This window comes from Microbacterium maritypicum MF109 (assembly GCF_000455825.1).
Lineage (GTDB): Bacteria > Actinomycetota > Actinomycetes > Actinomycetales > Microbacteriaceae > Microbacterium > Microbacterium maritypicum_A.
On the sequence record NZ_ATAO01000217.1, the window covers coordinates 111,984 to 136,693 of the forward strand.

25 protein-coding genes and 1 tRNA gene are annotated in these 24,710 nt (G+C 69.9%); 14 read left to right on the forward strand and 12 right to left on the reverse strand.

Going from position 1 to position 24,710, the window contains the following annotated elements; genetic code table 11:
- The first annotated feature begins 57 nt into the window (after positions 1 to 57).
- Positions 58 to 663 carry a TetR/AcrR family transcriptional regulator gene (locus L687_RS38390; protein WP_021201152.1) on the forward strand — a complete coding sequence of 202 codons (606 nt, stop codon included), beginning with the start codon at positions 58 to 60 and terminating at the stop codon, positions 661 to 663.
- Positions 664 to 678: 15 nt separating this feature from the next.
- Here the strand turns inward: L687_RS38390 and arfB are convergent, their stop codons facing one another.
- Positions 679 to 1,119: an alternative ribosome rescue aminoacyl-tRNA hydrolase ArfB gene (gene arfB, locus L687_RS38395; RefSeq protein WP_021201153.1), complete on the reverse strand. Its 441-nt coding sequence runs from the start codon at positions 1,117 to 1,119 to the stop codon at positions 679 to 681.
- Between the two features lie 109 nt (positions 1,120 to 1,228).
- On the opposite strand from arfB, the gene L687_RS38400 reads away from it, so the two are divergent.
- From L687_RS38400 to L687_RS38435, 8 genes are all read left to right on the forward strand, one after another.
- A complete protein-coding gene (locus L687_RS38400) occupies positions 1,229 to 2,071 on the forward strand; it encodes a helix-turn-helix transcriptional regulator (protein ID WP_021201154.1) in 843 nt (280 codons plus the stop codon).
- A 186-nt stretch (positions 2,072 to 2,257) separates the two neighbouring features.
- Complete coding sequence (locus L687_RS38405) at positions 2,258 to 3,319, forward strand: iron-siderophore ABC transporter substrate-binding protein (protein ID WP_021201155.1); 1,062 nt, start codon at positions 2,258 to 2,260, stop codon at positions 3,317 to 3,319.
- Between the two features lie 8 nt (positions 3,320 to 3,327).
- Complete coding sequence (locus L687_RS38410) at positions 3,328 to 4,401, forward strand: FecCD family ABC transporter permease (protein WP_021201156.1); 1,074 nt, start codon at positions 3,328 to 3,330, stop codon at positions 4,399 to 4,401.
- Entirely contained in the window at positions 4,398 to 5,501 is a 1,104-nt protein-coding gene (locus L687_RS38415; protein ID WP_021201157.1) for a FecCD family ABC transporter permease, read from the forward strand. The genes L687_RS38410 and L687_RS38415 overlap by 4 nt, the downstream gene beginning before the upstream one ends.
- Positions 5,502 to 5,512: 11 nt before the next feature.
- The gene (locus L687_RS38420) at positions 5,513 to 6,301 is read left to right on the forward strand and encodes an ABC transporter ATP-binding protein (RefSeq protein WP_021201158.1); all 789 of its coding nucleotides are present in this window, start codon (positions 5,513 to 5,515) and stop codon (positions 6,299 to 6,301) included.
- Positions 6,298 to 7,935: an ABC transporter transmembrane domain-containing protein gene (locus L687_RS38425; RefSeq protein ID WP_021201159.1), complete on the forward strand. Its 1,638-nt coding sequence runs from the start codon at positions 6,298 to 6,300 to the stop codon at positions 7,933 to 7,935. Before L687_RS38420 ends, L687_RS38425 begins: the two co-directional genes overlap by 4 nt.
- Positions 7,928 to 9,739, forward strand: a complete 1,812-nt coding sequence (locus L687_RS38430; protein ID WP_021201160.1) for an ABC transporter ATP-binding protein — start codon at positions 7,928 to 7,930, stop codon at positions 9,737 to 9,739. Before L687_RS38425 ends, L687_RS38430 begins: the two co-directional genes overlap by 8 nt.
- Positions 9,736 to 10,626, forward strand: a complete 891-nt coding sequence (locus tag L687_RS38435) for a siderophore-interacting protein (RefSeq protein ID WP_021201161.1) — start codon at positions 9,736 to 9,738, stop codon at positions 10,624 to 10,626. The genes L687_RS38430 and L687_RS38435 overlap by 4 nt, the downstream gene beginning before the upstream one ends.
- Before the next feature lie 107 nt (positions 10,627 to 10,733).
- Here L687_RS38435 and L687_RS42590 read toward each other — a convergent pair.
- Positions 10,734 to 10,809 (reverse strand) — tRNA-Met (locus L687_RS42590).
- 87 nt (positions 10,810 to 10,896) lie between these two features.
- A complete protein-coding gene (locus L687_RS38440; protein WP_021201162.1) occupies positions 10,897 to 11,883 on the reverse strand; it encodes a helix-turn-helix transcriptional regulator in 987 nt (328 codons plus the stop codon).
- 63 nt (positions 11,884 to 11,946) lie between these two features.
- On the opposite strand from L687_RS38440, the gene L687_RS38445 reads away from it, so the two are divergent.
- Both L687_RS38445 and L687_RS38450 read left to right on the forward strand, forming a co-directional pair.
- Complete coding sequence (locus tag L687_RS38445; RefSeq protein ID WP_021201163.1) at positions 11,947 to 12,999, forward strand: ABC transporter ATP-binding protein; 1,053 nt, start codon at positions 11,947 to 11,949, stop codon at positions 12,997 to 12,999.
- The gene (locus tag L687_RS38450) at positions 12,996 to 13,775 is read left to right on the forward strand and encodes an ABC transporter permease (RefSeq protein WP_021201164.1); all 780 of its coding nucleotides are present in this window, start codon (positions 12,996 to 12,998) and stop codon (positions 13,773 to 13,775) included. The genes L687_RS38445 and L687_RS38450 overlap by 4 nt, the downstream gene beginning before the upstream one ends.
- Positions 13,776 to 13,907: 132 nt before the next feature.
- On the opposite strand, the gene L687_RS0122035 is transcribed toward L687_RS38450, so the two are convergent.
- The 5 genes from L687_RS0122035 to L687_RS38470 form a co-directional block, all read right to left on the reverse strand.
- Positions 13,908 to 15,317: a DUF6716 putative glycosyltransferase gene (locus L687_RS0122035; protein WP_052514725.1), complete on the reverse strand. Its 1,410-nt coding sequence runs from the start codon at positions 15,315 to 15,317 to the stop codon at positions 13,908 to 13,910.
- A complete protein-coding gene (locus L687_RS43035) occupies positions 15,314 to 16,186 on the reverse strand; it encodes an N-acetylneuraminate synthase family protein (RefSeq protein WP_021201165.1) in 873 nt (290 codons plus the stop codon). Before L687_RS43035 ends, L687_RS0122035 begins: the two co-directional genes overlap by 4 nt.
- Before the next feature lie 93 nt (positions 16,187 to 16,279).
- Positions 16,280 to 17,440 (reverse strand): acylneuraminate cytidylyltransferase, encoded by a 1,161-nt coding sequence (locus L687_RS43040; RefSeq protein ID WP_031208005.1) that lies wholly within the window; start codon positions 17,438 to 17,440, stop codon positions 16,280 to 16,282.
- A gap of 26 nt (positions 17,441 to 17,466) precedes the next feature.
- A complete protein-coding gene (locus tag L687_RS38465) occupies positions 17,467 to 18,813 on the reverse strand; it encodes a polysialyltransferase family glycosyltransferase (protein ID WP_021201167.1) in 1,347 nt (448 codons plus the stop codon).
- Entirely contained in the window at positions 18,810 to 19,790 is a 981-nt protein-coding gene (locus L687_RS38470) for a glycosyltransferase family 2 protein (protein WP_021201168.1), read from the reverse strand. Before L687_RS38470 ends, L687_RS38465 begins: the two co-directional genes overlap by 4 nt.
- Positions 19,791 to 20,095: 305 nt before the next feature.
- Here L687_RS38470 and L687_RS38475 point away from each other — a divergent pair, with 305 nt between their 5' ends.
- Together L687_RS38475 and L687_RS38480 are read left to right on the forward strand one after the other, a co-directional pair.
- On the forward strand, positions 20,096 to 21,130 hold the full coding sequence (locus L687_RS38475) for a hypothetical protein (RefSeq protein WP_021201169.1): 1,035 nt from the start codon (positions 20,096 to 20,098) through the stop codon (positions 21,128 to 21,130).
- Between the two features lie 9 nt (positions 21,131 to 21,139).
- A complete protein-coding gene (locus L687_RS38480) occupies positions 21,140 to 21,445 on the forward strand; it encodes a DUF4229 domain-containing protein (protein WP_021201170.1) in 306 nt (101 codons plus the stop codon).
- Positions 21,446 to 21,460: 15 nt separating this feature from the next.
- Here the strand turns inward: L687_RS38480 and L687_RS38485 are convergent, their stop codons facing one another.
- From L687_RS38485 to L687_RS38495, 3 genes are read right to left on the reverse strand one after another with little or no spacing between them, the layout of a single operon-like run.
- On the reverse strand, positions 21,461 to 22,435 hold the full coding sequence (locus L687_RS38485) for a 1,4-dihydroxy-2-naphthoate polyprenyltransferase (RefSeq protein ID WP_021201171.1): 975 nt from the start codon (positions 22,433 to 22,435) through the stop codon (positions 21,461 to 21,463).
- Between the two features lie 51 nt (positions 22,436 to 22,486).
- Positions 22,487 to 22,777 (reverse strand): DUF4287 domain-containing protein, encoded by a 291-nt coding sequence (locus tag L687_RS38490; protein ID WP_021201172.1) that lies wholly within the window; start codon positions 22,775 to 22,777, stop codon positions 22,487 to 22,489.
- A 14-nt stretch (positions 22,778 to 22,791) separates the two neighbouring features.
- Positions 22,792 to 23,154 (reverse strand): cupin domain-containing protein, encoded by a 363-nt coding sequence (locus L687_RS38495; protein ID WP_021201173.1) that lies wholly within the window; start codon positions 23,152 to 23,154, stop codon positions 22,792 to 22,794.
- A gap of 45 nt (positions 23,155 to 23,199) precedes the next feature.
- On the opposite strand from L687_RS38495, the gene L687_RS38500 reads away from it, so the two are divergent.
- Complete coding sequence (locus L687_RS38500) at positions 23,200 to 24,225, forward strand: ArsR/SmtB family transcription factor (protein WP_021201174.1); 1,026 nt, start codon at positions 23,200 to 23,202, stop codon at positions 24,223 to 24,225.
- A gap of 15 nt (positions 24,226 to 24,240) precedes the next feature.
- Here the strand turns inward: L687_RS38500 and L687_RS38505 are convergent, their stop codons facing one another.
- The gene (locus L687_RS38505) at positions 24,241 to 24,699 is read right to left on the reverse strand and encodes an Lrp/AsnC family transcriptional regulator (protein WP_021201175.1); all 459 of its coding nucleotides are present in this window, start codon (positions 24,697 to 24,699) and stop codon (positions 24,241 to 24,243) included.
- Positions 24,700 to 24,710: the final 11 nt, after the last annotated feature.

Here is a 24,710-nt window from a genome sequence, read left to right on the forward strand (position 1 = left end):
CGATACCAGTTTTGGTGTCAAGCCAGGTTTGTAGTCGGTCCACGATAGACTGCTGTCATGACGAACCCAGAGCCCCTCGGACGCCGCGAGCGCAAGAAGGCCGCGACCCGCAAGGCGATCTCCGACGTCGCGACGATGATGTTCCTCGAGCGCGGCTTCGACAACGTCAGCATCCGCGAGGTCGCCGATGCGGCGGACGTCTCCCCTACGACCGTGTTCGCGCACTTCCCGCAGAAGGAGGCTCTCGTCTTCGACGAGGACGACGAACAGCGCGACCGTCTGGTCTCGGCCGTGCGCGACCGGCCCGCCGGACGCACGATCAACCGCGCGATCCACGACTTCTTCGCCGCCGAGATCAGGGCGAACTTCGACGAGCACGGTGATGACGTCACCCGCGTGTTCATGCGCTTCCTCAACGAGACACCCGCCCTGCGCGACTATGCCGCGAAGATGTGGCTCCGACACGAGGATGCCCTCGCCGCGGCCATCGCCGACGAGCTCGGGCTCGCCGAGCCGGTCGCCGAGATCCGCGTCTACGCCCGATTCGTCCTGCAGATGCAACTGCTGATCAACGACAGCGAAGATCCACTCGAGACGGTGGACGCGGGATTCCGGGTGCTCGCGAGTGGCTGGGACCCTGTCGAAGAGCGTCTCGCCAGGTGATTCTCCGGCGCCGGGTCAGTCGTCGCGAGGGCGTCGTCGCAGACTCTTGACGTCGGTGCGCCGCTGCTTGGCCTTCAGCCGGCGCTCCTTCGACCCCCGACTCGGCTTCGTCGGCCGTCGCGGTGGTGCCGGCGGGCGCAGAGCCTCTGCGACGAGGGCGACGAGCCGCTCCCGCGCCGCATCCCTGTTGCGCAACTGGGCACGATGCTCGGACGCGGCGATCGTCAGCACTCCATCGACCAGGCGACCACTCAATCGGTCGAGCAGCCTCTCGCGCTGATGCGGCGAGAGCACCGCGGAGTTCGCCGCATCCCAGACGAGTTCAGCGCGGGAATCCGCGGTGTTGACGCCCTGTCCCCCCGGCCCGGATGACCGCGAGAAGCGCCACGACAACTCGGCCTCGGGGATCGTGAGACCCGACGAGACCCGCAGACCGGGGCGATGGGCAGAAGGCATGTGTCCATCATCGGGCCTCGCGGGGCGCTCGCAGCTCACCCGGATAGCATGGCGAGGGCGGCAGGACCTGTTTTCCCGCGCAGTCGGCGCCGCCTCACGCGGAGCACGAATGAACTCTTACCGGCAGGACGACTGGGCGGCGAGCCCGTCGTATCCGTCGACCGTGAACGAGCCGTACCTGATGGGCACCGGCGTGGTCACCGCCGAGGACACCGGCACCCGCCCGCTCTCCCCTCCGCACAGCCACGCCGACCCGATGCTCGCCTGGTGCTACCGCGGCACGGTGTGGGTGCACCTGCAGGACGCACGGTGGCGCCTCGCCCCCGGTCAGGGCGTGTGGATCCCCGCGCACACGCCGCACACGGCCCACCACGAGCCCGACTCGACCGGCTGCTACACCTACATCCCCGACTCATCGCTGATCGCCCCGATCGACGACATCACTCGGGTGCTCGTGCCGCGCGCGGTGCAGGAGATGCTGCTCCACCTCGGCATCAACGACATGCCCACCGACCTGCGCGTGCGCATCCAGTCGGTGCTCATCGAGATGCTGCAGCAGCCGCTTCCCGAGGCCGCGAGCGAATGGGGCGAGGTGCCGATGCCGGCGGATGAGCGGGTCGCCGCGCTCGTGCAGGCCGTTCTCGCCGACCCCGGCGACCCCCGCAGTGCGATCGAGCTGTTCCTCGCGCACGGGCTCCACGAGCGTACAGTCCTGCGCATCTTCCAGAACGACGTCGGCATGAGCTTCGGGCGGTGGCGCACCGGCGTGCGGATGACCCTCGGGGCGCGCCTGATCGTCGACGGCACTCCGATCGGTGCGGCCGCGCACCGCTGCGGTTACGCCACGACGAGCGCCTTCTCCGCCGCGTTCAAGGAGCGCTTCGGGCTCACTCCCCGGCAGCACGTGGCGCGCGTGCAGGCCGACGCGGCGCACCAGCTGTACTGGCGCTGACGGCGGGGCGATCCTGATCCCCTGACGGCGAATCCGACCGTCGTTGTCGGTTCCGCGATACAAGTCGTCGCTCCCGCGACACTGAGCGCAGGATCCGCGTTCTAGCATCGTTCTGTTAGGGCATGCTTACCTAACTTCTCGCCGCGTCGACGCGGCAACACCCTCCCCCCTTCCCGAAGGAGAACCATGTCGCTCGCTTCTGCGCGCCCGAAGATCCGCCGAGGCTCGGCCCTCGTCGCCGCGGCCGTCGCCGCCGCCCTCGCCCTCGCCGGGTGCTCGTCCACCCCTGAGGAATCGAGCTCCGCCTCGACCGCAACGGACGGCGTGGTGATCGAGCACGGCCATGGAAAGACCGTGATCCCGGAGAAGCCGCAGCGCATCGTCACCCTCGGCTGGATGACGGCCGACATCGTCGCCGCCCTCGGCACCAACCCCGTCGGCATGGAGGAGGTCTGGGGCGCAGGCGAGAGCGGCTACCAGCCCTGGTTCGAGGACTATGTCACCGAGGAGTACGGCGAGACCCCCGAGATCATCCCCTTCCTCGAAGACGGCCCCAACTACGAGGCCATCAAGGAGCTCAAGCCCGACCTGATCCTGAGCCTCTACTCCGGCGTCTCCGACATCGAGTACGAGCGCCTGACCGAGATCGCCCCGACCGTCCCCTACATCGAAGGCCCCTGGAACCCGGGGACCTGGGAGGACATGACCCGCACGGTCGGCAAGGCACTGTCCGAAGAGGACAAAGCCGATGAGCTGATCGCCGAGACCGAGAAGCAGATCACCACCCTGGCCGGCGAGCACCCCGAGTTCGAGGACAAGACCTTCGTCTGGGGTCTGACCCTGAACGAGGGCGGCACCGACCTCGGCGTCTACCTCGAGTACGACCCCCGCGTGCGCATCACCGAAGCCCTCGGATTCACCTCGACCCCGGCGATGGACACCTTCCTCCAGACCGCGGAAGGCGACAACTGGTACACCGGCGTCAGCCTCGAGAACCTCTACGACGTGGAGGCCGATCTGTTCGCGGCCTGGGGCGGCAGCGCCGACGAGGGCACGTACACGGTCGAGAACAAGGTCGTGTCGCGCTGGAACCCGATCGCCAACGGCTCGTACGTGATCTACGCCGACGACGCCGAGGCCTCGGCCATCAGCGCGCCCACCGTGCTCTCGCTGAAGTACATCCTGCCGACGTACGTCGACGACCTCGCCGGGGCGCTCCAGGGCGAGCCCACCATCACCGGCAAGTGATCCGAGAGATGTCCCTGGCGACGGATGACGGCACGGACGTCTCGAACACGGGTGCGGGGAGTCGTGCAGTCGACTCCCCGCACCGTAACGGGACGCTCGTGGCGGGACTGGTCATCTCGGTCGTGGTGCTGGCCATCGCCGCCATCGCCTCGCTCGCCGTCGGTGCCCGCGCGATCGACCCCGTCACCGTGCTGCAGTCCCTCTTCTCCTACGACGACGAGAACCCGCTGCACCTCATGGTCATGGAGCTGCGTGTGCCGCGCACCCTGCTCGGCATCGTCGTGGGTGCCGCTCTCGCGGTGTGCGGCGGCCTGATCCAGGCCTTCACCCGCAACCCGCTGGCCGACCCCGGCATCCTCGGTGTGAACGCCGGTGCATCCTTCGCCGTCACGTTCGCCGTCGGTGTGCTCGGCCTCACCGCCCCCGGCGCCTACGTGCCCTTCGCCCTCGGCGGAGCCTTCGTCCTCACCATGCTCGTCTACATACTGGGCTCGTTCGGAGCCTCGGGGGCGACCCCCATGAAGCTCACCCTCGCCGGCGTCGCCCTCGGCGCGGCCTTCACCGGCTTCACCACAGCGATCGTGCTGCGCGACCACAGCACCCTGCAGGTGATGCGGTTCTGGGGCGTCGGCTCGATCGGTGGACGCACCCTCGACCAGCTCACCTGGGCCGTGCCCCTGATCGTCGCCGGTCTCCTGATCGGGCTCCTGTGCGCGCGCTCCCTGAACGCCCTGGCCCTCGGCGACGACCTGGCGCAGGCCCTCGGTGCACGCGTGCGCGTGACCCGCATCCTCGTCATCATCGCCGTCACCCTGCTGGCCGGAACCAGCGTCGCCGCCGCCGGACCCATCGCCTTCGTCGGGCTCATGATCCCGCACATCGTCCGCTGGTTCACCGGCCCCGACCAGCGCTGGGTGCTCGGGTACTCGATGATCATCGGCCCCGCCTTCCTGCTGTTCGCCGACGTCCTCGGCCGCATCGTGCTCCCGAACGGGGAGATGCGCGTCGGCATCGTCACCGCACTCCTCGGAGCCCCCATCCTGATCATGCTCGTGCGTCGCAAGCGGGTGAGCGGGCTGTGAGCATCGACCAGAAGACCCGCACCGCGCCCCACACTGAGGCATCGCCCGCCGCGTTCACCCCGGTCGATCACGGTCGACGCCTGTTCCGGATCGAGACCGCGCGGATCGCCACGCTCATCCCGGTGCGATCCGTCATCGTCAGCCTCCTGCTGGTCGTCGTGATCATCGGCGCGGGCCTGTTCTCCATGACTCTCGGCGCCTACGAGGTCGACTTCGCGGCCGTCATCCGAGCGATCTTCGACCCCGCATCCGACCCCGACATCCGCCAGGTGGTGTTCGAATGGCGCCTGCCGCGCGTGCTGTTCGCGGTGCTGTGCGGAGCAGCCCTCGCCCTCGCCGGCGGCATCTTCCAGTCCCTCACCCGCAATCCGCTCGGCTCCCCCGACATCATCGGCTTCGGCATCGGCGCACAGTTCGGTGTGACGCTGGTCATGATCGTCTTCGAGCTCAACACCTACATGTTCAAGGCGGCGGGTGCGCTCGTCGGAGGCCTGTTCACCGCGCTGCTCGTCTACGTGCTCGCCAGCAAGAACACGATGTCGTCGTTCCGGCTCATCATCGTCGGCATCGGCGTCTCGGCGGGACTCGGATCCCTCACCTCGTGGATCCTGATCTCGGTCAGCGTCGAGAAGGCCATGATGGCGGCGACCTGGGGTGCGGGCTCGATCGCCTCGCTCGGCTTCGACCAGCTGATCCCGGCGGCGATCGTGTTCGCGATCGTGACCCTGCTCTCCCTCCCCCTCGCCCGCACGCTTCCCGTGCTCGAGATGGGCGACGACGCGGCGACCGCCCTCGGTATCAGTCCCGGTCGCACCCGTCTCGCAGCGATGGTGTTCGGCGTCGCCCTGGTCGCGCTGGTGACCGCCGCGGCCGGCCCCATCTCCTTCATCGCCCTCGCGGCCCCGCAGATCTCGCAGCGCCTCACCCGCTCGAACACCCCGATGGGCACGGTGCCCGTGATGCTGACCGGCGCCGCCCTCGTCGTGGTGTCGGACGCCGTGGCCCAGCTCGTCGCTGTGCCGGTCGGCGTCGTGACGGTGTCGGTCGGCGGCCTCTATCTCGCCTGGCTGCTCGCTGCCCAGTACGCGCGCCGCACCTGAAAGGAACACCCATGACCGCTTCGCTGCGGGCCCGCGACATCACGCTGGGCTACGGGGACACCCCGATCATCTCCGACCTCACTCTCGAGGTTCCCGACAACTCGTTCACGATCATCATCGGACCCAACGCGTGCGGCAAGTCGACCCTGCTGCGCGGATTCGCCCGGCTGCTGCGCCCGACCACCGGCGCCGTGCTGCTCGACGGCGACGAACTGCGTTCGCTCAAGCCGAAAGAAGTCGCCCGCAAGCTGGGACTGCTTCCGCAGTCGTCCATCGCCCCCGACGGCATCACGGTCGCTGATCTCGTCGGGCGCGGACGCTTCCCGCACCAGAGCGCCCTGCGCACGTGGAGCAGCGCCGACGAACGCGCCGTGTCCGAGGCCATGGCCGCGACCGGGGTGACCGACCTGTCGCGCCGCCTGGTCGACGAGCTCTCCGGTGGGCAGCGGCAGCGCGTCTGGGTGGCCATGGCCCTCGCCCAGCAGACCACGCATCTGCTGCTCGACGAACCGACGACCTTCCTCGACATCGCGCACCAGATCGACCTGATGGAGCTGTTCGCCGACCTGCACCGCAGCGGCACCACGCTCGTCGCCGTGTTGCACGACCTCAACCATGCGGCCCGTTACGCGACGCACCTCGTGGCGATGCGCGACGGGGCCATCGTGGCGCAGGGCGACCCGCGCGCGATCATCACGGCCGAGCTCGTACACGCCGTGTACGACCTTCCGTGTCGTGTGATCACCGACCCCGTCTCCGGGACGCCGCTGGTGCTCCCGCTCGGTCGGCGGACACCGTGACGCCCACGCCGCGGAGGCTCTTCGGGATCGCGCTGAAGTCGGAGGGGCGTGGCATCGCCCTCGCCGGAGCGACCGCGCTGCTCATCGTGCATGCGCTCGCCGAGGCGACGATCCCCGTCATCATCGGTGCGACGATCGACCGCGCCGTGCTCCCCGCCGACCCCGCAGCACTCGCCCTCTGGCTCGGCGCCCTGGTCGGCACGTTCCTCGTGCTGACGGCGAGTTACCAGTCGGCGTCCCACCTCATGGTGTCGATCTACGGCTACGGCGAGCAGGCGCTGCGCCACCTCACGCTCTCTCGGATGCTGCGCCCCCGGCTCTCCCGCCGCACGGTGACCCCCGGCGAGGCACTCACCTTCGTCACGTCGGACACCTATCGGGTCGCCGGCGTCGCCTGGTCGGTCGCACAGCAGTGCTCCACGATCGCCGCGATCATCGGAGCCGGTCTCGCGATGCTGGTGATCTCGCCCGTCGCGACGCTCGTCGTATTCGGCTCGACCATCGCGATGATGCTCGTGATGCAGGTCGTGTCGCGCCCGCTGGAACGCCGTGGCCTCGTCGAGCAGCAGGCGGCCACCGAGGCCGGGGCGGTCGCCGCCGACTTCATGAGCGGATTCCGGGTGCTCGTGGGCATCGGCGCCCGCGAGGAGGCCGTGCGCCGCTACATCGCCGCGAGCGACACCTCTCGGCGGGCGGCGACCGCGGCAGGTCGCTCCCTCGCGTCATACGAGGCGGTGAGCGGCACGCTGGCGGCGATCGCGACCACCGCGCTGGCAGGTATGTCGGCCTGGTTCGCCTCCGAGGGCCGCATCAGCATCGGCGAGCTGGTCACGGTGCTCGGGCTCGCTCAGTTCATCAGCGGCTACCTCGCGTATGCGGGCTCCTTCCCCTCGAACTGGATCCACAAGCTCGCCTCGGCCAAGCGACTCGCCGAGGTGATCGACGCCGACGACCTGCTCGATGCGCCCGTCGCGGCGGCCGCCCCGGTACGACCGGCGGAGGACGTCGTCCTGACCTTCCGCGCGGGATCCGCCTCCGCGCCCGTCGAGGTGCGCGAGCGCGAACTGCTCGGCATCCGTCCCGCCGACAGCGACACGGCCCGTGCCCTCTCGCGCCTGCTCGGTCTGCACACCCGACCCGACCGCGGCCGGGTCGCGCTCGCGATCGACGGTGAATTGCACGATCTGACCGACCTCGACCCGGTCGAGTATCGGCGTCGGGTCGTCGCCCCTCCGCACAGGCAGACGATCGTGAGCGGCTCCCTGCGCGAGGCCGTGCGCGGCCACGGCGTGGAGGACCAGCCGCACGCGCCCTTCATCGAGATGGCGGCGCTGCACGACACCGTGGTGCAGGTCGGAGGGTGGGAGTCACAGGTAGGAGAGGCCGGGCGACGCCTCTCGGGCGGACAGCGCCAGCGCATCGGCATCGCCCGAGCCCTGCACGCGGAGGCCGACGTGCTCGTGCTCGACGAGCCCACCTCGGCCGTCGACGCCATCACCGAGGCGCACATCGCCCGCGCCCTTGCAGAGCACACCGAGACCGTGATCGTGATCACCACCTCTCCGGTGCTGCTCGGGGCGTGCGACCGGGTCGTCGAGCTTCCCTCCGAACGATCGGATACACGCCATGAGTGACTCGACCTCGACCGCCGCGCTGCTCCCGATCGCCTCCGGCTCCCGTGTGCGGGCCGTCGTGGGTGGGTTGCTGCGACAGCATCCCGGTCGTACCGCCGCTGTCGCCACGCTGTTCCTCGCGGCATCCGCTCTCGGGATCGTGATGCCCGCGTGCCTGGGGCGCATCGTCGATGCCGTGTCGTCCGACGCGGGCTTCGCGACCATCGCCGGCTGGGTCGCCGGGGCGGGTCTGGGCGCCATCGGCGCCGCTGTGGTGATGCTGTGGGCCGTGCGCGTGCTCACCGGCTTGGTGCAGGACATGCTCGCGAGCCTGCGTGAAGACGTGTTCGCCTCGGCGATGCGACTGCCGGTCAGCGAGGTCGACGACGGCGAGAGCGCCGACCTGCTCTCCCGCGTGACCGGTGACGTCGATGCCGTTGCCGAAGCCGGAGGGAACGTCGCTCCGACCCTGCTGTCGGCGGGGTTCGCGATCGGCGTCTCGGTGGTCACGCTGACCGTTCTGGATCCCTGGCTGGCACTCGCGGGCCTCGCCTCCGCGCCGTTCTACATCCTCGGTACGCGCGCTTTTCTGCGGAAGTCCCGCGTGGTGTTCCGCGAGGTACGGGTGCGCGAGGCCGCGCGCAGCCAGGCCGTGCTCGACGCGGTGGAGGGCATCGAGACCCTCACCGCGTTCAACGAGCAGGAGCCCGCTCTCGAGCGGGTGCGCGAGCGCGCGGTGGCGTCGATCCACATGCAGATCGAGGGCGTGCGGGTGACGAATCGCCTGTTCCGCTGGATCAACGGCGGTGAGCTCGTCGGGCTGGCCGCGATCCTCGGCGCCGGATTCCTGCTGCAGTCCGCCGGCGCTGTCACGGTAGGCGCGGTCACCACTGCTGCGCTGCTGTTCCATCGCCTGTTCGGCCCGGTCGGACAGCTGATCTTCGGACTCGACGACATCCAGCGGGCAGCCATCGGTCTCGCGCGACTCGTCGGAGTCATCGATCTCGCGCCCGCGCCGGCCGCCCAGAGCCCGGAGACGGAAGCTGCACCACCGGTATCCGCGGGCATCGAGGTGCGGGACGTGACGTTCCACTACCCCACCACCGGCCGGGGGATCAGCGGCGTGAACCTGCGGGTCGACCACGGCACCACGGCGGCGCTGGTGGGCACCTCGGGGTCGGGCAAGAGCACGCTGGCGCGCGTCATCGCCGGGCATCACCCGCCGACGTCGGGAAGCGTGCACCTGGCATCCCGCACAGACGCCCCGTACTACCTGTCGCAGGAGCTGCACCACTTCCGGGGCAGCATCGCCGACAACCTGCGCCTCGTCGCCCCCGAAGCGAGCGGCGAGGAGATGGTGGCGGCGCTGCGGGCGGTCGGGGCGCAGTGGGCGGTCGAGGCCTTGATCCGCGAGAGCGAAGGCGCTTCCACAGACACTGTCGCGCCCATGGACGAGGGACGCATCCAACAGCTCGCGGTCGCGCGGGCTTTCCTCGCCGACCCGGATGTGGTGATCCTCGACGAGGCCACCGCCGATGTCGGGCTCCAGCACCGGGACGCCGTGGAAGAGGCGATCGCCGCACTGCGCAAGGGACGGACCGCTCTGCTCATCGCGCACCGGCTGCAGCAGGCCGTCACCGCGGAGCAGATCGTGGTGTTCGCCGATGGCAGGGCGACCCAGCGCGGCACCCACGAGGAGCTCCTCGCGACCGACGGCCCCTACCGCGACTCCTGGCTCGCCCAGACCCGCAGCACATCCCACCCGGCCCCCACCGACCCATCCCCCACCGAAGAGATTCGCCCTACAGAGACGGAGACTCCGTGAGCATCCACCGCGGCATCGTCAGCAGCACGACCACCCTCACCCCGACCCTGGTCCGCGTCACGCTCGGCGGCGAGGGCGTCGCCGACTTCCTCAGCACCGGCATCGGCGACGAATACGTGCGGGTGTTCTTCCCGCACGGCGACGACCCGAAGGAGGTGTCGCTGCCGGTGCCGGCGGGCGACTGGTGGGAGACGCCCGAGGGTGCGCCCGAGGCCCCGATGCGCACGTACACCATCAGCGGCGTGCGCCCGGACGCCGGCGAACTCGACATCGACTTCGTGATCCACGAGGCAGGTGTCGCGGGCCCCTGGGCCGCGCGGGCGGAGCCGGGGCACGTGCTCGGGTTCAACTCCCCGACGGGCCTGTACTCGCCGCCGGAGGGCATCACGTGGCAGGTGCTCGTCGCCGACCTCACCGGGCTTCCGGCCGTGGCGCGCATCATCGCCGAGGCCCCGGAGGGCGTGCGCACGCGGGTCGTGCTCGAAGTGCCGAGCGAGGCGGACCGCGTCGCTCTCGAGGTGGGCGCCGACGTCGAGGTCACCTGGGTGGTCGGCGGCAACAACCACGGGCCCAGTGCGCTCGGTCCGCTCGTGCGCGGCATCGTCGACGACCGGCTTCCGCTCGACGAGGGCTACGTCTGGGCGGCCGGTGAGACCGTGGCACTGCGCGACGTGCGCAAGTACCTGCGCAAGGAGCTCGGCCTGCCCGCGACCCGCTTCAAGGTCGTCGGCTACTGGACGCCGGTCGTCGCGTGGGACGAGAAGTTCGCCGCCCTGCCCGAGTCGGTGCAGAAGGAGTTGGACGCGATCTGGGCCGAGTCCGAGGGCGATGAGCCGGAAGACGTGCAGGTGCGCTTCGAGGAGAGACTGGACCAGTTGGGGCTGTGAGGCGGATCCTCCCCGGGAACCCCGTCGTGTTCCGGTCGCAGTTCCTGCCGTTCTGCGTGCGTCGAGGCAGCAGCAACTGCGACCGGAACGGGTGAGATGGCTTCAAGTGGACGCGACGGCGGGAGTCGAACCCGCAACGCCTTCAGGTATGAACTGAGGCCCGGGACCGCCCGGATCGCCGCGATGGGAATGACGTTACCCGGCCGTGATCTTCCCCGCCAGGATGGTTGCCTGGGATAACCCTATGAGTCTGCGGATGACGCCTCTTCGTCACCCGGCGTCATCCGGCTCCGGGGCGTCGAGGGCACGCATCAGCCGTGCGACCGCCTCGCGCAACTCGCTCCGGTGCGGTTCGGCGAGCGCCACCGCGTACTCGACGCCCTCGGGGATCCAGAGCAGCGCGTACATGGCCTCGCGCCAGTCCGACCCGCCGACGGGCCAGCGCGTGTGCTCTTCCCCCACAGCGGTCGCGCCCTGCCACCACGGCCCGAAGCGCTCCTGCATCTCGGCGAGCGGCAGCTCCATCACGGCGGCCGCCTCGACCTTCTGCGGCGACCACGACGAGGCGACGAGCACGCGCTCCTCGATCTCGTCCTCCATGATCTCGCGACGGGTGAACAGCACACGCGTGTGTTCCACCGCGGCGATGCGGTCGACGCGGAACGTGCGCCAGTCGTCCCGATCGAGGTCCCAGCACAACAGGAACCACTTGCGACCGGCCGGGGCCAGGGCATGCGGCTCGACGCGGCGCACGCTCTCGCGCCCTTCCCCGTCGAGGTACCGCAGGCGCAGCCGCTCGGTGTCGCGGGTGGCGAGCGCGATCTCCCCCAGCACCTCGGGTGAGACCACCGGCCCTTCTCCGATGCGCGGCGCCTGCACCGATGCGGCGAGCGCGTTCACCCGTTGCCGCAGCGCCGATGGAAGCACCTGCTCCAGCTTGGCGAGCGCCGTGAGCGTCACGTCGGGCCCGCCGACCAGCTGCTGCGTGGCGGCGATGCGGAGTCCGATCGCCATGGTCACCGCCTCGTCGTCGTTGAGCAGCAGCGGAGGCACGGCGCTCCCCGCCTCCAACCGGTATCCGCCGGCGGCACCGGGCGTCGACTCGACCCGATAGCCGAGTTCGCGCAGCCGATCGACGTCGCGGCGCACGGTGCGCTCGGTCACTCCCAGCCGGGCGGCGAGTTCCGTCCCCGGCCAGTGCCGGTGCGTCTGCAGCAGGTTGAGCAGAGCGAGGGCACGGGAGGTGGTGTCGGTCATGCGTCTCAGATTGTCAGAATATGCGGACAGGATCTGTCCGCATTGGTTCTTACGCTCGCTCCCATGAACGAATCCCTCATCGAGACCGAAGGCCTGACCAAGGTCTTCACCGTCAAGAAGACGCCGGTCCACGCCGTGACCGATGTCTCCTTCACCGCCGTGCGCGGAGAGCTTGTCGCCTTCCTCGGTCCCAACGGCGCCGGCAAATCGACGACTCTGCGGATGCTGACCACCCTGATCCCGCCCACCTCCGGCCATGCGCGGGTCGTCGGCCACGACATCCGCTCCGACGCGGCCGGGGTACGCGCACGCATCGGGTATGTCGGTCAGCTCACGAGCGGTAGCTTCTCGCAGCGCGTACGCGACGAGCTGCTCAGCCAGGGCGCCTTCTACGGCATGTCGCGTCGGGACAGCGCCCGGCGAGCGGACGAGCTCATCGACTCCCTCGATCTCACGTCCTTCGCGACCCGCAGTGTGCAGCAGCTCAGCGGCGGACAGAAGCGCCGACTCGACATCGCGCTCGGACTCATGCACGCGCCGCCGCTGATCTTCCTCGACGAGCCCTCCACCGGACTCGACCCGCAGAGCCGGGCGAACCTGTGGGAGCACATCTTGGATCTACGCACCCAGCACGGCACGACCGTCTTCCTCACCACGCACTATCTGGAAGAGGCCGACCGCTACGCCGAGCGGGTGATGGTGATGGACAAGGGGCGGATCATCGCCGACGACGATGCCGACTCCCTCAAGGCGACTCTTGCCGGCGACGTGCTGACCTTCGGATTCGCGGATGCCGCCGAGGCGGCGAGCGCCCGCGCCGTGGTCGCCCGTCTCAGCCCGGCGCCGGTGACCGCGGACGGGCAATCGATCTCCCTCGCCGTGCAGGACGGCGACCGGCTGCTCCCGGTGATCGTGCGCGAACTCGACGCCGCCGGGATCCTGGTCCGTCGGGCCACAGGAGTACCGCCGACGCTCGATGACGTCTTCCTCGCCCTCACCGGCCGCACCCTCCGCGATGCCGGAGAAGGAGCGGATGCCACGGGCGAAGCATCCGCTCCCGGCACCCCCGAGAACAGCGCCGCCTCCGAGAACCGCACGACAGGAGTCCTCTCATGATCACCAACGACACCCTCGTGCGCCCGAACCTCGCGCGCGACACCCGGAACGTGCTGACGCGCGAACTCAAGCCCGTGCTCCGCGACCCGTTCACGCTGATCTTCAGCCTGCTGCAGCCGCTCATCTTCCTCGGGCTGTTCGCGCCCCTGCTGATCGGCGACTCGGGTCAACCGGCCGGTGAGACGCTGGCGTGGTTCGTGCCGGGCGTGCTGGTGATGATCGTGCTGTTCGGCACCGGGTCGACCGGGTCGAACCTGCAGTACGAGATGATGACCGGATCGCACGAGCGCACCCTGGTCGCCCCGCTCGCCCGGTCCTCGCTGCTGGTCGGACGCGCCCTCAAGGAGATCGCACCGATCGTCGTGCAGGCTCTGGTGATCGTGCTGATCGCCTGGCCGTTCGGATTCGCGGCCGACATCCCCGGTCTGCTCATCGGCCTGGCACTGCTTGCCGTGTTCGGAGTGGGTCTCGGCTCGCTGTCGTACTCGCTGGCTCTCGCGACGAAGGATCGGGAGTGGCTGTTCTGGGGTGTGCAGCAGTCGCTGATCTTCCCGCTGCTGATCCTCTCCGGCATGCTGCTGCCCCTGGACGCGGCACCCGACTGGATGCGGGTCGTCGCCTCGGTCAACCCGGTCAACTGGGTCGTCCAGGCCGAGCGTGCCCTGTTCGCGGGAGACCTCGGCGATGTCACCGTGTTGTGGGGCTGGGTCTCGGCGCTCGCCGTCGCGGTCGTCGGACTGATCGTCGGAGTGCGCGCGATCCGTCGCAGCAACTGACCGCGCCCGATGGTGCGCCGCTGCGGGCATGCCGAAACCCAGACGCAGTGGCGCATCATCCGCGCGTCGTGGCGCGACACCCCGACGGTGGAACGAAGCGTCTGGGTTTCGGCAGCGCCTGAGGACCGCGGCTCAACGGCGCAGGGAGTCGTCGAACGGGTTCGGCTCCAACGTGTAGTCGGTCAACGCGTCCGCCCAGGTTCCCCCGTCGGCGGGCAGTCGGCGTCCGCGCACCGCGGCCAGCGCTCGGGTCGCCGGCGCGCCCATGGCCAGCGCCACCGTCCCTCGTATCGTGCGATCCTCCGCGCCGAGCACACTCGCCCGATGCCAGGCCTCGTGCAGTGATCCGCCGCGGGCCGACGGCACCCGCCGCGCCGGCAGTGCCCCGGAACGCCGCAGCGCCACGAGCTGCTCGACCCGCTCCCACCACGTCGACTCGCCATCGGGGTGGAAGTAGTTGTCGCGCAGCCAGTCAGGGTGCGGATGCCGGAAGCGCCCCGCCACGACCTCGCTACGACCGCCGAGCAGCCCGCTTCCCACGAACACCGTGTTCAGCAGGTTCTTGCTCACCCCGAACGCGTCGAGGGCGATCACGGGCACACCGAGAGCCGTGGCCTCGATGGCGGCGGTGGAGCTCACCGTGACGAGGCCCGCGGCCGTCTCGAGCGCGGTGCTCATCGAGTCGTAGGAGAAGACGAGATTCGGCGGCAGGCGCGACGGCAGCAGCCCCGCATACGGTTCGCGCTCGAGGTGGGTCTCCGACTCCCCCGGCCGCGAACGCAGCTTCACCACCACACGGCGACCCGGCTCGGCCTCGGCCGCCCGCACGAGCATGGCCGCGATCTCGGCCCGCTGGTCTTTCGCGAGCGGAACGAGGGCCTGCGCGGCGAAGACGACGTCGGTCGCCGGTGGCTTGACCGGGGCAGGCCGCGGAGGGCGCTCGGCGACCGCGACGCCACCGCCCCGCGCGGCAAGACCGGCTCGCCGACCCGCCACCGCATCGATGCCGACGCGCTCCGGACGCAGCATGCGCTGCCGCCGCCGGGCGAACGGGAGGGTGGCGAGCGCCGCCGGCGTCTGCACCCCGATGCGGCGGCCGAGTTCTTCGAAGGCCCGCACCTCCCTGTGGGAATGCACGACCAGCAGATCGGTGTGGCGGCGATAATCCAGCGCCCCGCGCTGGGCGGGGATCGCCATGCCGGGCAGTCCCGAGACCGTGACCGGTCGATGCTCCAACGCGTCGATCACGCGTCCCATCAGCCGCACGAACGGTCCGCGCCCCGCGAGCAGGACCACGTCGGGGCGCTGTCCGGCCAGCCAGGCCTCCGTCTGCGCGAACCCGATGCGGGTGACGTCATCCGGTCTGAGCGTCGTGCCGGCGAGAGCCGTGCGCTGCTGCTCGGCGCTGGCCGTGAGCGGTGTGCGCACGAGCAGCAGGTGCGGGCGCACACCCGGCACGGAACCGAGAAGGGAGGCGGCCCACTTCACGAACGAGTCGGCATCCGCGATGGCGACGACGCGGATGCCGGTGGCCGCCGTCATGCCGGAACGCGGCGCAGCTTCGCCATCGGCGCACGCTCGCTGTCGAACACCCGCTTGACTCCGTCGCCGGTCGCACGCTCGATCACACGGATGTCGCGTACGAGGTGCTCGAGGCCCGTCGGCTCGAGCGAGGCCGCATGGTCGGATCCCCACATCGTGCGGTCCAGGGTGATGTGGCGCTCGACAGCGACGGCTCCGATGGCCACGGCGGCGAGAGAGATCTGCAGTCCGCGCTCATGACCCGAGTAGCCGACGGGCACGCCGGGATAGCGGTCGCGCAGCGTCGCGATCACCCGCAGGTTCGCCTCTTCCGGCTCCAGCGGGTAGGTCGACGTCGCATGCATGAGGACCACCCGATCGGTGCCGAGCGTGTCGAGCGCCCGGTCGATCTGCTCGATGGTCGACATGCCGGTGGAGAGGATCACGGGCTTGCCGGTCTCCCGCAGCGCGATCAGCAGTTCGGTGTCGGTGAGGCTGGCCGAGGCGACCTTGTGGGCCACCACGTTCAACTCTTCGAGGAACGCGACGCTGGGAACGTCCCACGGCGAGGCGAACCAGTCCAGGCCGAGCATCGTGGCGTGGTCGCCGATCTCGACGTACTCGTCGCGCCCGAACTCGACACGACGGCGGTAGTCGAGGTAGCTCATCACACCCCAGGGCGTCTCGCGCGGAACGTCGCGCATGTGCTCCGGCGTCGAGATCTCCGGAGTGCGCTTCTGGAACTTCACGGCATCGGCACCGGCTCGGGCCGCGACGTCGATGAGCTTCTTCGCGATGTCGACGTCGCCGTTGTGGTTCAGGCCGATCTCTGCGATGACGTAGGCAGGACGCCCTCCGCCGATCACTCGTGAGCCGATGCTGACAGTCATGATTCCTCCGGTGTTCGAGCGTTGGTGCTACCCCTCCTTCCTGGATACGGGCCGAGGATGAACACCGGGCGACCGCCGGGTTACCGGCATCGGTCAGCTCGACAACACCCGCTCGATCAGCTCCCGCACCGCACCCTCTCCACCTCTGCGACGCAGCACGACACGGGCCTCTTCGATCACCAGCGGATGCGCGTTCGCGACCGCGACCGGCCACCCCACGATCCGCATCGCCGGCAGGTCGTTGACGTCGTTGCCGAGGTAGGCGATGTCGCCGAGAGGCACCTCGTTGTCGCGCGCCCAGTTGCGCAGCGCCGTCTCCTTGTCGTCGATGCCGTGCAGCACGGGGACCCTGAGCTTGTCGGCGCGAGCGCGGACCACCGGATTCACCTCGGTCGACAGGATCAGCAGCGGCACGCCGGCTCGGCGCAGCAGGGCGACGCCCATGCCGTCCTCCCGGCTGACCCGCACCCGTTCACCGCCGTCGGCGTCGATGATCGCGGTGTCGTCGGTGTGCACGCCGTCGAAGTCGGTGACGACCGCGCGGACCACGATGGGCGTGGGGGCCTCGTGCAGGCGGGCGAGCGCACGGGCGACGCGGAGTTGATCCGCATCGTCGATCTCGATCGCCGTCCACTCCGGCACCGCCGCGATGCGGGTCCTGCCGAAGAAGCGGTGCCTGTTCTCGCGGAAGCCCGCGGCACGGAACACATAGAACGCGCCGGTCTCGAGGTGGTGCGGCTCGCGGTCCTGTCGGCGCGGGCGGTGCGCGGCTTCGTGGTTGATCGCCACCGCCTCGCTCCCCTCCCCTTCCCGCCACAGGAACGCATAGGTCTCGTGAGCCGAGAAGACGCTGTCGGCGCGGTCGGCGCGGATCTCCTCCACGGCGTCAGCGAGCGCATCGCTCGGGATGAACGGCGAGGTCGCCTGCAGGAACGCCACGATGCCGACGGCGGCTCCGTTCACCTCGAGGTCGTCCAATGCATGCAGGATCGCGCTCTCCGAGGTCGCGGTGTCACCGGAGAGCGCCGCGGGGCGACGGACCACCCGCGCGCCGGCCGACGTCGCCACCGCAGCGATCTCGTCATCGTCTGTCGAGACGACGACCAGATCGATGCCGGGTGCGGCGGCCGCGGCGCGGACCGCACGCTCGACCAGGGGCACACCGCCGACGCGCTGCAGGTTCTTGCGTGGCACCTGCTTCGATCCCCCGCGCGCCGGGATGATCGCCACCGTGAGGGGCTTCCGCTCGTCCATCGTCCACATCCTCGTCGTCGCCATCGTCATCGTCCGCGTAGCGCCCGCCACGCACGCCCTGCCCGCCTCCTGGCCCCGAGGGCGTGAAGGCGCCACTCCTCGATCCTGCCCACTCCCCCGGCAGGACGCAGCGCACGACGCAGGGCGTTCTCCGCCGGCGCACCGGGCAGCCGCAGCTCGGCGAGCCGTCGGGGCGTGAAGTACCGAGCACGCTCGTCGGCGTCGAGGCCACGCAGCAGTTCCTCGGCCCGACCCCGCAGGTGGCCGGCGATCTCCGGCTGCATCGCATAGCCGACCGCGTCGATGAGCAGCTGCAGTCGGGCAGGATCGGCATAGGGCGAGTCCTCACGCGTGAGGGCGTCGACCAGGGTGACGGGAATCCGGTTGCTGTTCTCGAAAGGCGTCAGGGCGGCCAGCACGGTGTCGTTTCCCGCCGAACCGATCGCCCGGCCGAAGAGCGCATGCACGGTCGGCAGCGCGGTGGAGAACCCGGCGACCACCGCCACCGCGTCCAGTCGCTCGGCGAGCAGTTCCGCGGGGAGGGGGCCGCGATACTCCTCGAAGTCGATGCCGCGACGGGCCGCTGCCCCTTCGACGGCGGCGGTCACCAGCGGCGGAGCGGCCGGATGCGGTTTGAACACGATGCACTGCGGTCCCCACTGCGCCGCGCGGTCGACCAGGCGCGTCTGCAGATCGATCTCGGCAGCCGCCGTCATCAGTCCGAGCGCCGACAGATACTGTCCGAGCACGAGCACCGTCGGACCGGCCTCGTCCCGAGGCTCGGGGGAACCGGCATCCGTCTCGCGCAGGGCGGCGGCGAACACCCGCGGCGGCACCGGCACGACCTGTGCACCGGGTGACCCGACGAGCGGTCGGACCCCCGGTACGACATCGGCGTAGACGACCTGTTCGATGCGTGCGGCGACGGAGTAGGGGATCCGCACCCGCATCGGCGAGTACGTCATCAGACCATCGCCGATGATCGTGATGCGCGCCTGCGGGAACAACGCCATCAGTGTGCGGGCCGGCGCGACCTGCGGACTCTGCACGAACAGTTCGAGATCGTGAGGATCCAGATCCCACGCGCGTGCGAACAGCCGCTCCAGCATCGGCAGGTCGGAATCGGCCGGCTCCCACGAACTCGGATGCATGGGCCCGAGCAGGTCTTCCCACGGCTCGATACGGTCGAACCGCGCACGCAGAGATCCGAGCGCCGGGTCGTGCGCGATCCCGACCACCGTCTCGGGCACTCGAGACGAGGTGAAGGGAACCAGGAGGCGCTCGCCGACGGACGCGTCGAGGAGTCCGGAATCGATCCCGGCGACGGCCGTCACCAGGCCATAGGCGCTGTGGAGCGCGAAGATCTGCGTCATGCCGCACTCCCTGCCTGTCGGAGGATGCGCGCGAGCACGCGGCGGCGCGGCCCGTCGAAGCGCCCCAGCACCGCAGTCACCTCATCAGTGGGGAGCCGGCGGAGCATGTCGCGGATCCCGGATCGCATCTCCGTGCGCAGCTGTGGGCTCATCCGCCGTGCGCGCACGAGGTGGTGGGAGCTGAGGGCGAGTGCGGTCCAGACGACCTTGGGCAGGAAGCGCTCCGCCTCCGCGTCCTGCTCGACCACTGAGACGACCTCATTCATGGCCCTGGCGAAGTCGAGTTGCCGCCGATCGTGCACCTGTGTCAGCGATGTGGCGACGCCTCGGCGGTAGAGCAGGGCAGGCGCATCGACCACAGCGAACGCTCGGGCCTGCAGGTGCAGTCGCCAGATCCAAGGACGGTCCTCCGCTGTGAACAGGCCCTCCGGGAACGCCGCGAGACCGCTGTCGATGATCCGGCGGTGGAAGAGCCCTGCCCAGGCGTAGGGATAGTCGACCATCGTCGACTCGTTCTCGGGCAGGATCGCCTCTCGCGGCGGTGTCACCCGCTCCCGCCACGGGTGCGGTGCGCGGACGAGCGCCCGCTGTCCGTCGGTCACCGTGACGTGGTCGGTGCGCACGAAGTCGCAGCCGAGCTCCCGCATACGCGACAGCAGTACCTCGAGCCGCCGCGGCTGCATCCAGTCGTCGCCGTCCAGGAAGCAGAAGGCGTCGCCCTCGACATGCGCGAGGCCTTGGTTGCGGGCCGTCGCGAGCCCGCGCGCCGTCGGATTCCGGAGCACCTCGGCGTGATCGAAGCACTGCGCGTACTTCTGCATGAGCTCGCCGGTGTCGTCGCGGGACCCGTCGTCGATGGCCACGAGCTTGACCGCTCCGGCATCGTCGAACTGGCGGGTGAGCGTTTCGAGCGTCGTCCCGATGTACTCGCCGGCGTCTTTCGCGGGCAGGATGACGGTGACGAAGGGTGTGCGCACAGGACTCCCGGAGACGGACGGTGTCCGGGAATGGTGCCAGGCGGTCGTTGCCGGATGGCGACGCGGAGGTGAACGATGGGTGTCCACGGAGACGAGCACTGAGGTGTGGTCCCGCACCCGAACGGAACCACACCTCCCAGTGCATCGCACTGCCGAACGTGACACGTTCGGGATGCAGGATCGCAGATACGACCCCGCGGGCCACGGGGTCGTCTGACCCCCATCAGACTCCCCCGAGACGTTCTTCGTCGTCGCATTCGTTCCCAGAGACGAAATCGACCTCCGGTAACATAATACATGCCAGCATGATGGAATCTGCGCGCCGCGATGCCGCGCTCTTCGAGGTTCGGTTCGCACCCGCGCGACGCATCGACGACGATGGGAGCATGCTCTGGCCCTTCGGATCGACCTGGCGTCCCGTGCGACAGCGTCGTCGCGACACCGTCGATCTGCGATGGCTCAGCGCGAGGACGTGGACCAGGCGCTGGTACCCGCAGGGCGTCGACGTCGGCGAGTGGCGCGGGCGACGCACCCTGGCCGTGAGCTGGTTCCGTCAGGAGCTCTCCGGGGAGCACCTCGCCTCCCGCGTCACGCTCGTCGATCTGGAGCGCTCGCGCCACATCGACATCCTGCTCGCGGTCACCGATGACGAGGGCGAGCTGCAACCGGCGCGGATCCACGCCGGCGGGCTCGCCTGGTTCGGGGATCGCCTGTTCGCCGCGGCCACAGGACGCGGTGTCTGGGAATTCGACATGTCCGACATCCGTCAGGTGCACGGCGCACTCGCTCAGCGACTGGCCGGGGCACGCGGTCGCAGTGGACGCACGACGGCGCTCATCGCGGTACGCACCCGCGCGCATCCGATCGCGCTGCGCTGCTCGTACCTCGGCCGCGTGTTCGACGACGCTGGCGCGTCGTTGCCGCGAGTGCTCATCGGTGAGCACCGCACGGATGACAGCGGCCGGATCGGCGAGTTCATCGTCCCCGCGAGCGCCGAGGACGACTTCACCGAGGTCGATCGCTTCACCCCGGGCATCCCGCGGATGCAGGGGGCCGTCCGCTGGGGCGATCGGCACTTCGTGTCGCAATCCGACCGTATGCACCCCGGTACGCTCTGGAGCGGCCGGCGCGAGGCGCTCGCGCCGACTCCGGTGCCGCTGCCGGTCGGATGCGAAGACCTCGCCCTCGACCTCGAGGCGGGACTGCTGTGGTCGCTCGGCGAGCATCCGTGGCGGCGCGTGGTGCGCGGCATCCCCTTCCCCCGACTCGGCATCCCCCGCAGCACCGACGACGGGACCGACGACAGCACCCGCGACGGAGGCCGTCCGCAGCGAACGTAGACTGGAGGGGTGAAGAAGCCCGCGCCTTTCCTCGTCTACACCGTGCTGCGGCTGCTGGCGTTCCTCGTCCCGCTCGCCATCCTCTGGGTGTTCTTCCCGATCTTCCGAGAGTTCTGGTGGCTCGCCGCGATCTTCGCCGCGCTGATCGGCATGAGCATCTCGATGCTGTTCCTGCGTACGCCCCTCACCGACGCCTCCGCCCGGTTGCAGGAACGCCGCGAGAGCCGCTCGTCCGCCGGACAGGCCGATGCGGACGCCGAGGACCAGGTCATCGACGAGTCGAACGACCCGATCGACGGCGACGCCAGGGCCTGAGCGCCCCGGCTGCGCTCAGCCGACGAACGCCCAGAAGAGGGCGCCGGCGTAGAGCAGCGACGTCAGCGACGTGAGCGCCAAAGCGGTCACGAGTTCCTTGGGCTGCCGGTAGGACCACACGATCGCGATCGCCGGGAGCCCTGCGAGCAGCGCCAGCAGCGAGATCCATGCGATCGGGAACGCCAACGCCAGGAAGGCCGCGATCCCGAACGGCGCGATCACGAAGAGGGTGAACAGCACCTGGGTGGCCCGGCGTCCGATCAGCACCGTCAGCGTGCGCTTTCCCACTTCGCGGTCCTGATCGATGTCCCGCAGGTTGTTCGCGAGGAGCACGGCGCAGGCGAAAAGGCCGGTCGCGATCGCACCGAGCCACGCCTGCTGCGGCAGCGCGAAGATCTGTACCCAGGTCGTGCCGAGGGTGGCGACGAGCCCGAAGAACACGAACACGAAGACCTCGCCGAGGCCGTAGTAGCCGTAGGGCCGCTTGCCGCCGGTGTAGAACCAGGCGGCCACGATGCAGGCGGCGCCCACCGCGAGCATCCACCACTGTCCGGTACGCACGACGATCGCCAGCCCGACGAGCGCGGCGAGCGCGAAGAACACCAGCCCGATGATGAGGACGGTGCGCGGCGCGACCCGCCCGGATGCGGTCAGGCGCGCGGGCCCTACCCGGTGGGCATCGGTGCCGCGCACGCCGTCGCTGTAGTCGTTCGTGAAGTTCACGCCGATCTGCAGCAGCACCGCGACGGCGAGACAGGCGAGCGCGATGACCCAGTGGAACTCGGGCCCGGTGCTGCGCGCGGCTCCCGTGCCGATCACGACCGGCGCGATCGCGAGAGGAAGGGTGCGAAGACGCGCGGCCCCGATCCAGTCGGAGGCCGTCACGGGGCCCGCTTCGATCGCCGGACGCTTCGCCGGGTTGCCGCTCGTGCGGACCGGGGTGCGCTTCGCGGTCGGGGTCTTCTTCTTGCGCTGGGAGGATGCTGCCACGCAGGGAATCCTACTGGCCGGGGCGATGCCCGACCTCAGCGTGAGGGCCCATCAGGAGTTCGGGTTGCTGTCCTTGCCGTCGAGCCACAGAGTGTCGGACGCGTCTGCGTGGGCACCGCCCGTGCCCACGTGCTTGTCGCTGATCTGCGGGCCCTTGGTGATCACGTGCACGAGCGCCATGGCGTGCCCCTGACCGAGTTGGTAGTCCTCTTTGAGCCACGCGACGATCGGCGTCGCCTTGGTGGTGCGGTCGAACCCCTTCTCGGTCGCGAGCGCGATGAACTGCCGCGGGGTGAGGCCGGTCTTGGTCTCGATGTTGTCGAGGTATGCCTGGAAGGACATCGGTGCTCCTGTGGTCAGTCCTCATCGAGGAACGTCTGGATGATGGTGGCGGAGGCGTGGATGCCGATGATGCGGAGCACCCCGTCCCCCACGTTGGTGAAGCGGTGCGGGATGAAGGCGGGCCCGGTGGCCGTGTCTCCCGCCCCGGCCACGAAAGTCTCCTCGCCCACCGCGATCGAGGCAATGCCCTCGATCACGACCCAGGTCTCAGGATAGGGATGCCAGTGCAGCCCCGGCCCTTCCCCCGGCTGGTTCTCGACGAAGAAGTACGACACCTCGGCGCCGTGCTCGGCTCCCACGAACCTGCGGCTGCCGCCCGTACCGATGCGGATGTCCGCCCCGGAGACGACCCCGTTCGATGGTGATGTGCTGTTCATGGCACCAGTCTCGACAGACGCGCGAAGAGTCCCTAGAGTTTCGACGTGGATCGAAACTCCGGCCCGATCGAGGGCGTCGAGCACCCCGATCACCGCGTCGAGTTCCATCTGAGCCCGGGTGACGTCGAGGCGGTGCGGTTCGGCATCTCGCCCGGACACGAGCTCGCGCACGCGGTACGTGTACTACGGCGACCGACCGCCCACCCCCTGCAATGGGGGTGGCTGCGTTCCGTGCGCGAGCGCCTCCCCCGCGACGACGTCGCGCTGCTCGCCACCGTGATCGGCGACGACGGCTACCTGCCCGACTTCCTGACGACCACACCCCGCTGGGACCTCACGCCCGAGATCGAGCTCGACGAACTGCGTGCCGCATCCCTCGACCCGATGCGCGTCGACTTCGGCAAGATGGTGGCGCGGTCGAGCGGAGCCCGGCGAGAGGCTCTTCGCGAGATGCGGGATCACCCCGCCCGCGCCCGCAGCCTGATCGCCGACGCGTGGAGCGCCGTGTGGGACGCCGCACTCGCCCCGGTGTGGCCGCAGCTCGACCGGCTGCTGCGCGCCGACATCGCCGTCCGCACACGCAGGATGGCGAGCGCGGGCATCGCCGGCATGGCCGGCGATCTGCACCGACAGGTGACCTGGGGGTCCGGTGCCGTTCGCGTCTCGCTGCGCCGCCACAGCGAACAGGTCGACTGCCGGGGAAGCGGCCTGGTCCTGGTCCCGTCCGTCATGTCGTCATGGGGATGCATGGTGCTCACCGAGCCGCCGGCACAGCCCACCCTGTTCTATCCCGCCCGGGGAGTCACGGCCGGATGGGCCCGCGACGCCACCGAGATCGCCGACGCCCTCGGCGCCCTGTTGGGGCCGGCCCGAGCGGCCATCCTGCTCGGCGCCGGCACGGCCCGCACGACCTCGCAGGTGGCACGCGATGGCGACATCGCGATATCGACGGCATCGCACCACCTCTCGGTGCTGCGGGGCGGCGGTCTCATCGCCAGCGAACGCGACGGCGCCAGGATGCTGCATCTGCGCACGCCGCTGGGCGAGGCGATGGTCGGCGCGATGCTCTGACGCCCGCTCGTCCGACTACTCGGTGGAGCCCACCGGGATGATCGGCCGGTGCTCGTAGTACGTCTGCAGGACCACGGTCGTGCGGGTGCTGACGTTCGCCGAGAGCCGCACGTCGCGCACCAGTTCTTCGAGCGCACGCGGTGACGGAACCCGCACGAAGAGCATGTAGCTGGCATCGCCGGCGATGGAGTGACATGCCTCGATCGCGTCCAGGTGCTCGAGCAGCTCGGGCGCGTTGTCGGGCTGCGCCGGGTCGAGCGGGGTGATCTCGATGAACGCCGAGAGCGGCGTGCCCACCTGCTCGGGGTCGAGGATCGCCTGGTATCCGGCGATGACTCCCCGCGTCTCCAACCGACGCAGGCGCGACTGCACCGCCGAGACCGACAGCCCCACGGCATCCGAGAGCTGGGAGAGCGTGGCACGGCCGTCACGGGAGATCGCGGTCAGGATCGCGCGGTCGACAGAGTCATCCATGGCTGTAAGAT